The sequence below is a fragment of the Motilibacter aurantiacus genome (genome assembly GCF_011250645.1).
Taxonomy (GTDB): domain Bacteria; phylum Actinomycetota; class Actinomycetes; order Motilibacterales; family Motilibacteraceae; genus Motilibacter_A; species Motilibacter_A aurantiacus.
Genome location: NZ_JAANNO010000009.1, coordinates 125,229 through 137,810, shown reverse-complemented (window position 1 = coordinate 137,810; position 12,582 = coordinate 125,229). Strand labels below are relative to the sequence as shown.

Annotated in this window: 10 protein-coding genes; 2 read left to right on the top strand and 8 right to left on the bottom strand. The window is 73.4% G+C overall.

Going from position 1 to position 12,582, the window contains the following annotated elements:
* Window positions 1-607 precede the first annotated feature (607 nt).
* Window positions 608-976, top strand: coding sequence for a histone-like nucleoid-structuring protein Lsr2 (locus G9H72_RS15945; protein WP_166172847.1), 369 nt, complete (start codon window positions 608-610; stop codon window positions 974-976).
* Window positions 977-1,145: 169 nt separating this feature from the next.
* Here G9H72_RS15945 and G9H72_RS23105 read toward each other — a convergent pair whose 3' ends face one another.
* From G9H72_RS23105 to G9H72_RS15920, 5 genes are all read right to left on the bottom strand, one after another.
* Entirely contained in the window at window positions 1,146-2,912 is a 1,767-nt protein-coding gene (locus G9H72_RS23105) for a pentapeptide repeat-containing protein (RefSeq protein WP_166172845.1), read from the bottom strand.
* A gap of 94 nt (window positions 2,913-3,006) precedes the next feature.
* Entirely contained in the window at window positions 3,007-3,270 is a 264-nt protein-coding gene (locus G9H72_RS15935; RefSeq protein ID WP_166172843.1) for an excalibur calcium-binding domain-containing protein, read from the bottom strand.
* 105 nt (window positions 3,271-3,375) lie between these two features.
* Window positions 3,376-4,611, bottom strand: coding sequence for a toprim domain-containing protein (locus G9H72_RS15930; protein WP_166172841.1), 1,236 nt, complete (start codon window positions 4,609-4,611; stop codon window positions 3,376-3,378).
* A 196-nt stretch (window positions 4,612-4,807) separates the two neighbouring features.
* Complete coding sequence (locus G9H72_RS15925) at window positions 4,808-5,212, bottom strand: hypothetical protein (protein ID WP_166172839.1); 405 nt, start codon at window positions 5,210-5,212, stop codon at window positions 4,808-4,810.
* 16 nt (window positions 5,213-5,228) lie between these two features.
* Complete coding sequence (locus tag G9H72_RS15920) at window positions 5,229-5,894, bottom strand: hypothetical protein (protein ID WP_166172837.1); 666 nt, start codon at window positions 5,892-5,894, stop codon at window positions 5,229-5,231.
* A gap of 959 nt (window positions 5,895-6,853) precedes the next feature.
* Here G9H72_RS15920 and G9H72_RS15915 point away from each other — a divergent pair.
* Window positions 6,854-7,411 carry a relaxase/mobilization nuclease domain-containing protein gene (locus tag G9H72_RS15915; RefSeq protein ID WP_166172835.1) on the top strand — a complete coding sequence of 186 codons (558 nt, stop codon included), beginning with the start codon at window positions 6,854-6,856 and terminating at the stop codon, window positions 7,409-7,411.
* A gap of 336 nt (window positions 7,412-7,747) precedes the next feature.
* Here the strand turns inward: G9H72_RS15915 and G9H72_RS15910 are convergent, their stop codons facing one another.
* The 3 genes from G9H72_RS15910 to G9H72_RS15900 all read right to left on the bottom strand — a co-directional run bounded on the left by G9H72_RS15910 (window position 7,748) and on the right by G9H72_RS15900 (window position 11,545).
* Window positions 7,748-8,968 (bottom strand): hypothetical protein, encoded by a 1,221-nt coding sequence (locus tag G9H72_RS15910; protein WP_166172833.1) that lies wholly within the window; start codon window positions 8,966-8,968, stop codon window positions 7,748-7,750.
* Entirely contained in the window at window positions 8,965-10,740 is a 1,776-nt protein-coding gene (locus G9H72_RS15905; protein ID WP_166172831.1) for an AAA family ATPase, read from the bottom strand. The genes G9H72_RS15910 and G9H72_RS15905 overlap by 4 nt, the downstream gene beginning before the upstream one ends.
* A gap of 526 nt (window positions 10,741-11,266) precedes the next feature.
* On the bottom strand, window positions 11,267-11,545 hold the full coding sequence (locus tag G9H72_RS15900) for a hypothetical protein (RefSeq protein ID WP_166172829.1): 279 nt from the start codon (window positions 11,543-11,545) through the stop codon (window positions 11,267-11,269).
* Between the last annotated feature and the right edge of the window lie 1,037 nt (window positions 11,546-12,582).

Here is a 12,582-nt window from a genome sequence, read left to right as displayed (position 1 = left end):
CCGACGTCCCGAACTCCACCACCCGGCCAGGAGCCTGGGCGGCTTTGGCTGAAGGCGCAGCAATCGTGGCAACACAAATGGCGAAGGACAGGAGTGCAATCAGCACACCACTCCGCTCGACCGCTATCTTCCCCCGTAGCAGAGGCACCCAAGACTCCCAAGACAAGAGACTGCAATCTGTCCATAGTGCCTTCTTCTTACTGTGAGCGAAATGGCCTAATAGTGTCAATACATCGTCGAGTCGGGCTAGTCCATTGGGACTACGAAACGAGGGGGCCTCCGACGCCCTCGGCCCTTACCGCTCTGCGGGCGTGGACGACTCGCCCGATCCCCGACCAGCTCAGCCCGCTGGAGGGCCCTACGAGCTCGCCGACAGCGGCGACGTGGGGTGCAGCGGCTGGGCGGTCAGCTCGACGGCCGCGACCCGCGGGCAGCGTTGGACCAGCTGAGGCGAGGACACTGATGACACCGTCTCTCGACGCGAGATGCAGCCGGTCCGCACGATTGGCAGGAATCCGTCGGCTCGCCGAGCACCGCGCGGGCTCGGTTGAGCCTTGGCGGGGGCGGACACTTCTGTAGCGGGGCTAGAGGAGCCGGAGGGCAACGGATGGTGCAGCGGGTCGAGGTCGTGCTCGAGGACGACCTAGAAGGCGGTGAGGCGACCGAGACGGTGCAGTTCGGGCTGGACGGCGCCTCCTACGAGATGGACCTGAACGAGGAGAACGCAGCCGCGCTCCGCGAAGCCCTCGACGCCTACGCCAGCAACGCCCGCCGAACCGGCGGCGGCCGGCGCAGAGCTGCAGCGGCCAAGACGTCCCCGGACGCTTCCGCAGCCCGGCGCAAGGCGTCGACATCGAGCGCGGACTACGACCCAAGAGCAGTCCGCGCCTGGGCCGCGGAGAACGGGGTCGAGGTCTCGGCACGGGGCCGGATCCCCGCGAGCGCGCTGGCCCTGTTCCAAGAGGCCGGCAACTAGGCACCAGGCCTCAGGTCCCACGCCACCGTCAAGGAGTCAGGGGCGACGCGGCTCCGTTGCTCGCGTCCCTCCTCGGCGAGCCCGGCGCCAACTCCCACGGGCGACGTCGAGGAGGGCTGCGGAGGGTGCACCAGATGACATCCGCACTGGACGGAATACATAATCTCGCTTATCGGTCATGATTATCGTCGTCATCCGGCGCCGCCGGAGCGACAAGCTCGCTGGTCCCACCAGGGGTGCGCAGCCTCCAGCCGTCGGGTAGCGCGACGGCGACTCTGGCGTTGACGGTCGCGCCCTTCGCCTCCTTCAACGACGGCGGGAACGAGACAACCCCGCAGAAGTCCGCACCCGCGACACTCAGGTGGGCCCACGACGCGGCGGCCAGCGACGCGGCCCCGTGGAAGTGCGCCCCGTCCAGCGACGCGTCCCCGTGGAACTGCGCCCCGTCCACCGACGCGACCCTGTGGAACTGCGCCCCGTCCAGCCAAGCGTCCCCGTGGAAGTGCGCTTCGTCCAGCGACGCGCCCCCGTGGAAGTGCGCACGGTCCAGGTACGCGTTTGCGTGGAAGTGCGCCCCGTCCAGCGACGCGTCCCCGTGGAAGTGCGCCCCGTCCAGCGACGCGACCCCGTGGAAGTGCGCCCCGTCCCGCGACGCGTCCCCGTGGAAGTGCGCACGGTCCAGGTACGCGTTTGCGTGGAAGTGCGCACGGTCCAGCCGCGCGTCCCCGTGGAAGCGCGCCCTGACCAGCGACGCGACCCCGTGGAAGTGCGCACCGTCCAGCGACGCGTCCACGTGGAAGTGCGCACGGTCCAGGTACGCGTCTGCGTGGAAGTGCGCCCGGTCCAGGTACGCGTTTGCGTGGAAGTGCGCACCGTCCAGCGACGCGTCCACGTGGAAGTGCGCACGGTCCAGGTCCGCGTTTGCGTGGAAGTGCGCCCCGACCAGCGACGCGACCCCGTGGAAGTGCGCCCCGGCCCACCTCGCTTGCAGGTGGAGATCTCGGAAAGAGACATCGTCGAGGTGGGCGCTGGTGAGGTCAACGGCGATGGGAGGCTGGCCCTCCGCAGGTGCCTGGCGGGGAAGCATGGCGGTGACGAGGCGGAGCGCGGTACGTCGCACCTCCCGCTCGCGGTCCTGCTCAGCCCGCTCCTTCGCTTCTTCACGCTCTGCGGCAACGCGCTTCTGCGCGAGCTCGCGTGAGGCCGAGGCTCGCACTTCGGGAGGCAGGGAGGCGATGTAGTCCGACTCTGCCGGATCGACCGCGGGCGGCTGCGAGTCCCAGCTGTAGTGAAGGAAGGGCTGGCGCAGGTAGGCGCAGAGGACGTCGACGATGGTTTGGGTGCGATGCTCGGCCGAACGGGCGAGGCCGGCGAGGGCGTGCATCGCGCCGACGCGCACGGAGGCGTTGCTGTGGCCGAGCAGCTCGACGGCCTTCGCGAAGCGGTCTTCCTCGGCCCGCTCGCGGTCCTGGGCCAGTTCGGCGGTCGACTGCTCGCGCCGGTGGGCCAGGTCCTCGTCGTCGTGGCGGCGGCGTTGGTCGTTGAGCCAGACGGTGATTGCGCCGCCGGCGAGGCCAGCGACGAGGGCCCCGGACTGGACGGCGAGGCTGCTTCTCGAGGGCCCGACTCGGCTGCCGGAGGCGGGCTCGGATGAGGAGTGGAAGACCCAGAGGAAGGTGAGGAAGCCCAGGCCGAGAACCGAGGTGATGGCGATCGGCACGCGCCACCGGGACGGCACCGGCCGTCGGGCCGCTCTCAGTGCCAGCGGCCCGAGCCAGACCGCGGCGAGCGCCGCGCCGAGCGCGACGGTGAGGCCCCAGCGCCACTCTCGCCCTACCGCCGCTGCGGCCTGCTTGGCCGCGCGACCCGCCTCCGCGGGGGCCTGCCACAGCAGCAGGAGCACCACGGCGACAGCGACGGACAGGGCGATCCTCACCCAACGAGGCAGGGTCCCCCATCGGGCGAGGGCATAGCGGGTCCTCGCCCATCCGCCGGTGCTCACGGCTGATGCTCCTGCAGTCGCCCCGGCTCTACTTCTCGCAGGCGATGCCGTCCTTGTCCCTGTCCATCGACCGGTTCGCGGCGTAGAGGGCGTCGCTCACCTTCGGTGCGTAGCGTGCGCGGCCGCCGCCGCGGCGCTTGTCCTTGGCGCCCTTCTTCGCGACCCCGCCCTTGTAGACGGTGTGCATGTGCGAGCAGTTGTCGAACGCGCGGGCCGCGGCCTCGGCCGGCAGGGCTGCAGCGCCGCCCCAGCCAACGACGAGCGCCAGGACGGTCCCGGTCAGCTTGCGCATGGTCTCTCCCCCGTTGGTGCCAGTCGCCGGGACGTTAGCGGCTTGGCGACCCTTCCGCCCCGGGTTCTCCCAGGTTGACGGACGCCGGGATGGGCCCTGTGCAGGTCAGCGACGACGCGCGTGCGCGGTTGCCGGCGCCCGGGGCGGTGCCCCTAACGAGGCCGGCCCGAGGGCCGGGCGCGGGGTCTGCGCGAGCGGTGTGGGGAACGCCGTTCGCGCGGCGGCTGGTGCCGCGGCGACTACATCCGGCCCGGTCGTGTGGCGCTCACGTCCCGGGCCGGTTGCTCGCCCCGCGGCATCGCCTCCGCTGTCGAGGTCGCGCAGGATGATCTCGACCACGGCCTCGTTGAGAGGCTGTGCGTCGAGGCTGTAGGTCTGGATCACGTACGCGCTCTCGCCGGCGACGCGGTGGATCGGCATGGCGGCCAGGACTGGGGCCACGGAGCGGACGGCGTTGACGCGGCCCTCGGCCCACTGGAGGCGGTCGCGCCAGGGCTCCATGCGGGCGTCCAGCACGACGCGGGCCAGCGGCTCGGCGTCGTCGAGCGCGGCCTGCAGGGCGTTCGGGCCAAGGCGCTGGCGGAGCGCGGCGGGGTCGTCGCCGGCGGGCAGAGTGGCGTTGTAGGGCCAGGCTCCGGCTGCGGTGAGCAGGTCATACGCGCGCACGGCGGCGTCCCGGCCGCCAGCGTCGGCATCCCACGCGGTGACGATGCGGCGGTCCTCGAGCGGACCGGCGGTGCGGGCGAGGAGCTGGGCCTGCGCGGCGGTGAGCGCGGTCCCGCACGGGGCGACGCCGATGTAGGGGCCGGAGTAGCTGGCGGCGATGGCGTCCAGCGGGCCTTCGGCGACGGCGATCGGGGCGCCTTTGGCCAGCTTGGCGGGCACGCCGCGCGCGCCGAAGCCGTAGAGCTGCTCGCCTTTGCGCCAGAGGGCGGTGTCCGGGCTGTTGAGGTACTTGGGGTCGTCCGGGCGGGCGCGGTCGTCCATGCGGCGGCCCAGGAAGGCGATGACGTGCCGGCTGCCGGCGTCGCGGACCGGGAGCATGACGCGGTCGCGGAAGCGGTCGACGACGGTCTGCCGCTGGGTGAGCAGACCCAGGCCTGCGTCCAGCAGCTCGGCGTCGGTGGCGCCGGCGGTGCGCCGTAGGTGGTCGGTGAGGTTCGTCCAGCCGGGCGGGGCGTAGCCGATCTCGTAGGCCGTGCGGGCCGCAGCCGGGATGCCGCGCTCGTCGAGGACGGCGCGTGCGCGGGCGGCGTCGTCGTCCGGCTTGGCGAGCTGCTGGCGGTAGTAGCGCACGGCGGCGCCGTGCAGGTCGCTGAGCCGGTCCTGGGTCGTGGTCATCGGGACCTCCGGGCGCCGCGGCCGCCGCCGCTTCCGCTGGCGTTGGGCGCTGTCGTGCTGCTGCCAGTGAGGTTGCCTCGCTCGTCCTCTGGGTTGGCCTCGGCGAGCGGGACGGGGAACGACACCGCGGCGAGCTGGGCAGGGGTGAGGGGCGGTGCCGTGTCGGCCCCGCCCCTCACCGGCTCTTGCGGGTTGGTCATCGCGCAGCGACGCGCGTCCGGGGCGCCGTGGGCGACGGGGTCGCCGCGGTGGAGTGGCCAGCGCGTCCGGCGGCCGCCGTGAGCTCCGCGCTGGTGGGGCGGCGGGGTGCGCCGAGGCGGGCCAGGCGCACCGCCTCGGGCTGGGCGTCGGCTCGGCCCGCGAGCCCTCGGCCGGCCGCAATGGCGCCCTTCTCGACGGCCCGGCCCTCGTAGGCGTCTGCACTCAAGGGCAGCGTGAACGGCTTGCCGTCGCCCAGGTCGCGGAACTCCGCCGCGCCGTCGGTCGGCCGCGGCGGCTTGGCGAGCTCGACGTCGCGGCCCAGCCTCGCGCGCTGGTCGTGCAGGTACAGCGCCTCGGCCGGGCTCAGTCGGCCCAGGTAGTCCTCGCGCGGCGGTGTCATGGCGGGCTCCTTCCGATCAGCGGGTGACGCGGGCGGTGACGGCGGGCTTGGGCTGCTGAGTGGCCGCTGCGGCGGGGGCGCCGGCCGTAGGAGCGGCCGGGCGCGCCGCGCTGGCGGGGACGCTGTTGACGGCGTGCGGAAAGGACGTGGCGGCCGTGTCGGCTGCCCTCCGGTCCGCCGGCGGGGCGGTGGCAGTCGAGCCCTGGGCGGCCGCGCTGGCCGTTTGGCTGCCGATCGCTGCGGCGCGTTCCGCGTCCGCGCGGGCTGCGATGCGCTCCGGGGCCGCAGCTCGCCTGGCGTCAGCGTGCTCATCGACACGAGGGGTGGCCGGGTCGTCGGGCACGGCGCTGTCGCGCACCGCGTGGGTCGTGTGCGTGCCGGCGGAGCGCGCGGCGGCCGCTGCGTCGGCCCGCAGGTTGGCAGCCCTGCCGTCCTGGCCCGTGTCCTTGCCAGCGGCTCGCATGGCCGGGACCGGCCGGGCGCCTTCGCCGCGCAGCTGGTCGTACCGCCCCATGACCTGCGGGGCCGCGTCCCGCATCCGCGCCTCAGCCTTGGCTGCGATGTTCTCCGCCGCTCGCGCGACCTCCGGCCCCTGCAAGGAGGAGTCGGTCTGGACGGCGGCCCACGTCTCGGCGGCGCGCTCGGCTGCCGTGCGGCTCGCCCCGTCGGCCGCCGCGGCCACTGGCGCGGCGGCTGCCTCACCTCGTCTCTCGGGCGCGCGGTGGGGACGGCCACCGGCTCCGCGGCGGGAGCCGCGCCGCCTGCCGCCGCAGGCGCGGCCGTTCCCGGGCCGGACAGCTCGTCGCGGACGGCACGCATTGCTGCCTGCTCACCGTCGCTGGCGAGCAGGCCGCGGTACTTGGCCATCGCGCCCGGGTGGAGCTCGGCCAACCGCTGCTCGACCTGCTCGCGGTAGGGACGGGCCTGGTCGCCGGGAAGCAGCCGGGCGTAGTCCCACATCTGCAGCGCCGAGCGCGCGTCCATCTGGCCCACGCCCGCGAGCCGCCGCGTTAGGTCCTCGTGGATCTGCTCGCGCCGAGGGAGGCCCGCCCTACGCGCGTCCTCCTTCCCTGCGACCGCGTCAATGGCTGCGTCCTCCGCGGCCCGGACGCGCGCGGGGTCCGCGACCTTCGCGGCCATCGCGTTCCCGAGCTGCGCCGTCAGGTCCGGGCCACCCGTCCCCCCGGTCGGCAGGCCGGTCGCCGCGGGCCGAAGACCGGCCCGCTCCTGTGCGGCGCTGGCCGCGGGTCCCGCCTGTGCCGGGGAGCCCTCGCGCGCCGGCGGGCGGTCGAACTGCGGCGCGACCTGCTGCATGGCGGTGACGGGGTCGGCGCCCTGCGCCCGCAGCGCGTGGTACCGCCCCATGACGTCGGGCCGGAGCTGGCGCAGCCGGTCCTCCGCCGCTTGCGTGGCCTGCTCCGCCTCGGGGTCCGGCCGCCAGCGCTGCGCCTCCGCCCAGGCCCTGCCCGTCGTCAGCAGGTCGGTGGTGCCGCGCGTCCGGTCGCCGAGCAGCGGAGCCCACGCGGCCCGGGAGCGGCCGAAGTCGGCCTCATGCTGCGCGCGCATGTCGCGCGACGCCTGCTCCTCGTCACTGAACCGCGGCGTCAGGCGGTGCGGACGCCCCGGAAAGGTGTGCTCCCGGTGCCTGCTCGCGGCCGGGCCAGGACTCGGGGCAGCGGTGCCCGCGACTTCCGCGAGCTGATTGCAGCGCTGGACGCTCCGCTCGAGCTGGCCGGGATCGCGAAGGACCACCCGAGGCGCGTCGCGCACATCATCCTGTCCAACCACGCGGACGACCCGGTCCTCACCGACGAGCAGTGGGGCGAGATCGCGGCCGACATGATGCACCGCACGGGCCTCGCGCCGCGCGGCGACGACGCGGCGGTCCGCTGGGTCGCGGTCCGGCACGCCGACGACCACGTGCACGTCGTGGCCACGATGGCGCGCCAGGACGGCAAGCGCGCCGCGACGCACAACGAGTTCTACCGGCTCCGCGAGGGCGCTCATGCCGCCGAGAAGAAGTACGGGCTGCGCTCCACGGCGCCTGCGGACCGGACCGCCGGCACCCGTGCCACCCGCGCCGAGCAGCAAAACAACGGCCACGAGCTGGCCGCAGTCATCAGCAGCGCCCTGATCCTCATTGCAGCGCTCGGCGCGTGGCTAGCCGTGCGGTCCCGCCAGCAGCGGCGGTCTGCGTGACCTGGCCGCCTGTGTAGCGCGCCGCAGGCGGCTGCAGGAGCACGGAGCCGGGCAGCGGGCTCGTTCGCGCTGCCCGAGACAAGGGCCCGCCGCGCGATGCGCACCGCGGCGCCCGAGCCGCTCGGCCGCCGGGCATGGCCTGGTCCGGCCGGGGGCTGGGCTGCGCCGGGGCTGCCGGCTGGGTGGCTCCTCTGTCGGCTGGATGGCTCCTCTGCCGGGGGGGGGGGCTTCTCGTGGCGTTCGAGGGCAGGCGCAGCGGGCTGCGCGGCCGCGGGGCGCTTGCGCTGTCTCCGCCGTCAGGTGTGGCCGCCGGAGCAGGATCGGCCTGCGCTGGCGCTAGTGCAGGGCGAGTTGGAGGGCGGGGGCCAGCTGGTCCGGTGTGCAGAGCAGGACCTCGCTGCCCGCGGCCGGCTCGAGCCCCGCTCCCCAGACGACCCCGAGGCCGTAGGGCTGCGGGTTCGGGGCCAGGGCCTGCCCGAACTCCCGCCGGTAGCCCAGCAGGTCCGCCAGGGCCGCCCGGGCGGCGCCCTCGGCGTCGTCCTGGTACAGCTTGCACTCGATCAGCAGCCAGCGCCGAGGGCCTGCGGTGCCAGCCCATTCGAGGACGATGTCGGGGCGGCGGGCGCTGGCGCCGGGGATGCCGTGCTGGTGCAGCGTCTGCTGGTAGCGGGATGAGGAAGCCAAGCCGGGCGGCACAGACTGGTAGTGCAGGGTGAGCGTGCGGCCGTCGGCGTGGCGGGCGTGCACGCGCAGGGCGCCTTGGAAGGTGGTGAACGGCTCCGTGCGCCAGCCTTGCGCAGCGAGGGCCTCGAGGACGCTGAAGGTGGTCAGCAGCTCGAAGAGCGTCGGGTTGCTGGCGGTGACCAGGGCGGTCTGCTCGACGGCCTCGCGTACCGCGGTGCGGTCGAGGTCCTCGACCAGCTGGCGCATCCGCTCGTAGGCGCGCACTGCCGGGGCGTAGCGGACGGCGAAGCGGCCGAACGCGACGGCTGCGGCTGTGCGGGGCGTGGGCGGCACGCGCTGCACCTGGCGCAGCGCGTGGTGCTGCTGCCAGTACTCCGCGCTGGCGTGCCGCTCGGCGATCCGGGCAGCGGGCGTGCCCGGGCGCCCGTCAGCTGGCCAGCCGCTGTCGGCGCCGGCGTGCACGATGCCGTCGATGACGTGCGCGAGCAGCTCATTCTCGCGGGTCTGGTAGGCGCGGCGCGGCGGGGCGGTGACGTGGAGCTGGCCCGATCCGGAGGCTGCGCGCAGCGCGTAGGTGCGGCCCCACTGGACGGGGCCGAGGAGGCGCTCGTGTGACACCTCTTCGGCGGGGGTGATGGCCGGGCGCAGGCGGCGGGTGAGGCTGGGCATGGCGTCGATCAGCTCCCCGGCCTCGGCGCAGAGCAGGAAATGGCGGTTGCCCAGCTGCTGGATGTCGGAGGCTGCCCACCCGAGCAGGGCTGCTGCGTCGAGGACGCCGGGGTCGCTGTACGCGACCGCTGGGGAGACGTAGGACCAGATCCGGTCGCGGACTTGCCGGATACGGTCGGGGCGCTCCCAGGGGGGCGTTCTCACAGCTCAAGGGCTGCAGGGCCGTCGGCCGCCTGGCCGGTACGGGGGGCGGTGTCGGGGTTGACGCCAAGCACGGTGTGCAGGGTGCGGCGCAGGGCTCCCTTGTGCTCGCTACCGACCAGCTGGGCGACGAGGGTGTAGAGCTGACGGACGGTGGCCCGGTCGGCCCCTTCGAGCTGGGGGAGCAGGAAGCTGTAGAAGAGCTGGTAGGTGAGCTCTTGGGCGCTTCCCGCAGTGCCGCGCGTGTACTGGGCGGCGAAGCGGGCCATGTCGAGGTAGGTGGCGGGGCCGATCTCGCGCAGCGTGCGGACCCCGAGCAGCCCGTCGAGCACGGTGGAGCACTGGGCCGCCGCCTCGGCGGGCAGGTCGGTGAGGTGGCGCTGCCAGAGCTGGCGGTAGTGGGTGTCACGGGGGGCGGGGACTTCGACGAAGGCGAAGCGGCGCATGAGGGCGAAGGACATCTCGAACAGCAGGGACTTGTCGAAGACGTTCATCGTGGCGATGATCCGCCAGTCAGCGGGCACCGCGACGGTGTCGTAGGCGCCCGGGTCGTAGCTGCCGGACTGGGCTTCGGGGGTGATGACGACGGGGTTGCCCGAGTGGGCGCCCTGGTACGGGAGCACGACGGACTGGCCGGACAGTACGGTGAACATCTGGCCGAGGGCGCGGTCGAAGTTCGCGCGGTTGAGCTCGTCGATGATGAGCCAGCGGCGCTCCCGCAGGGCGCTGAGCAGGATCCCTTCACGGAACTGGAGCCCGGGGCCGTCGGTGCGGGGGCGCAGCCCGCCGATGGTCTCGTAGGTGGTCCAGTCCGCTGTCGCCGTGGTCGGCACATACCCGGCGGCCAGGCCCGCTGCCTGGGCTAGCTGTGCGGTGAGCTCGGCGAGCGTGGTCTTCGCGGTGCCGGGCGGCCCGGTGAGGATGAGGTGCTTGCCGCTGGCCAGGGCGGCGACGACCGCCCGGTACACGGGCAGGTCGATCAGCAGGCCGGCGTCGCGCGCGCGGCGCTCAAGCGTCTCTGCGTCGAACCGGGGCGCGTCGGGTATTGGGCTCTCGTTCTGTGCAGGCTCGTCGGGGTCCTCGAGCGCGGGAGTGCCTTCGCCGGGGGGGTAGCAGTGGTCGAACAGCGGCGCGACGGCGGCGAGGAGCTCAGCGAGCTCCTCTGCGATGCCCGGGCCGGCGTCCTGCAGCTCCTGCGGGGTGAGGTTGCGCGAGATGCCAGCGCCGTTGCCCTCGGGGCTGGCCGCGTGCGCCAGCCAGGCATCGAGGGTGTCGAAGTCGGCGTTCGCGTCCTCGCGCCACCGGTGGCGGAACGTGTAGCCGGGGGGCAGCGCCGCCGTGAGCTGCTCGCGCTCAGCCGCGCCGGACCCGGCGAGGCGTCCCTTGAGCCGGGTGAGCTCACGCTCAGCCGCTTGGCGCTGCTCGTCCTTGAGCGCCGACGTCCCGGCGCCGAGGCAGGCGGTGACCTCGGCGCCGTTCTCCGAGACGATGATGGCGACCTGCAGGGCGTAGGACTTGTTGCCGGCCCGCTCGGGAAAGACGCACGACCACAGGTCGCGGACCGTGCGCCCGTTGGCCGAGTACAGGCTCGCGTGGGCCTTGAGCTCGGTGTGCACGGGCGCGGTGGCGGCCAGCCACTGCGCGAGTCGCTGCAGGCGCAGCCGGAGCTCCTGGAACGCCTCTTTGTCTCCTGGCTCGAGGTTTTCTTCCTTGAACGGCACCTTGTCCGGGTAGCGGGAGAACAGGGCGCAGTCGCCGGCGGTCAGCACGGGCACGGCAGGGGCGTGCGCGGGCTGGGTGACCTGAAAGCCGAGCGCGGTCAGTCGACCTACTGTGGCGGCCCCGCCGCTGAACTGGTGGGGAAGTAGCGGCCCTTCGTGCGGCACGGCAAAGCCGTGCGCTGCGCCAAGCAGGGCCTTGGAGTCGTGCTCGTTACCCTCGTCATCGACCACGACATGAGTACGCGAACGGGCGAAGCCATAGCGGTCGAGGAAGGCGTCCCGCCCGAGGGACCGCGCTTCGCCGATGGCCTGTAGAACCGCGTCGCGGTCAATGTCTGCAATTGCCACAAGCGCCTACCATAAGTCGATGGGCGCAGGGGCGGGAGCGAAGCGCTGAAGTCGAGGCCGGCGGGGAAGCCGGGCCGGGCGGGACGCTGGGCGGGGGCTCGTACTGCCGGGCCGACTCCTGGCGGAGCAGGTGATGATCCCTATGCCGGGCCTGACCACACCGTTCTGATCGCCGCGTGCTCAGCCGTGCCCAGCGCCACGTGAAGGGCAGGGACAGGGCTACTTTGAGCGGCTAGCGCGGCCTGGCGAGCCGCTCGGGCTGACGGGAGTGTCCTACCTGGTAGCGGCCCCGGCAGCCCTGCGTGGGGGACAGGCGGCGGGAGTTGGTCAGGAGCGACCCGCAGTGTCGGACGACCAAGTCGCTCTGCTGGCCGGCCGAGTACACGACGAGGTTGCCGTCCTTCTGGGCCACAAAGGTGCCGCTGCCGCGGCCGCCGGCCCCTCTCGCCCAGGTCGGCTTGCGCGCGTCGGTGTAGCCGGCCAGATTCCCGTCCCCCTGCATGACGAGCATGTCGGTGGCCGTCGGGTTCGCCGCCCACGCGGGGCGCCCGGTCGGGCCTTACAGCACGATGTTGCCGTCGCCCTGCAGCCAGAAGGTGTAGCGCCCGTCGGCGGACGTCAGGGACATGTTGCGCCGGAGCACCCGGTCGACGCCCATCGCGGCCTACCTGCCCTTCTGGTTGGGCAGCCGACCCAGGGTGGACGCCTGCAGGAGGCCCGGGCCTGTGCGGCCCGGCGCCCTTGAGGCAGTTCCAGGTACCGTCCGGGATCCAGAGCCGCCGCAAGTCCGGGGTGACAAGCCACCGCGGTCTTCTGCGCCTTGGTGTCGCCGTCCCCCTGCGCGGGGTGGCTGGCGTAGGCAGCGGGGTTGACCGGGCACTCGCAGGCCTGCGTGAGGCAGAACGGCACGGAGGTGTTGCTCCGGAAGCCGTGGCTGACGTATGCCCGGGTCTGCCCGAAGATGCACCACGCGCGTTTCCCGCCCTCCTGCCCGCAGAAGGCCGTCGCAGCCAGGCTGAGCGCCCAGCGCGAGGAAGCGAGCTCAAAGGACACCCGGGGCTTCGCGCTCGCCATGGGAGTCAGGCCGGAGGACTAGGCCACAGCCGTCGTATCAGCTGGCCGGCCCTGAGCAGGCTGGCGGCAGCGGTGACGCGGGGGGAGGCGTTCGCCGCGAGGTCCATCCAGCCGACGTCATGCTCAGCGTCGGGCAGGTCAGACGTGGCGGTGTCTCCGTCCCGGTCGCGCGGCCCTTGCCGGCCGAGCAGCCGGGAGTCCGGCTCGAGGATCCCGGCACCGTAACGGCTGCTGAGGCACGCGAGCGCGTTGATCTGTTCCTGGCTGAAGGCGGGCGTCCACGTCGCTGAGAAAGCCTGCCCTTCTCGCGCGGTCGCGAAGGTGTTGAGCGTGGGCGGGCCAGAACGCCCCGCACCTCTTGGCGTACCGGTTACCGGCGCTGTCGAGGACGCCGCCGTATCTGGCGTGCGCGGATGGCGCGGGCAGCAGGCCGGGCGGCGCGAAGCACTGCTGCAGATCTGCCCGGCGCGCTGG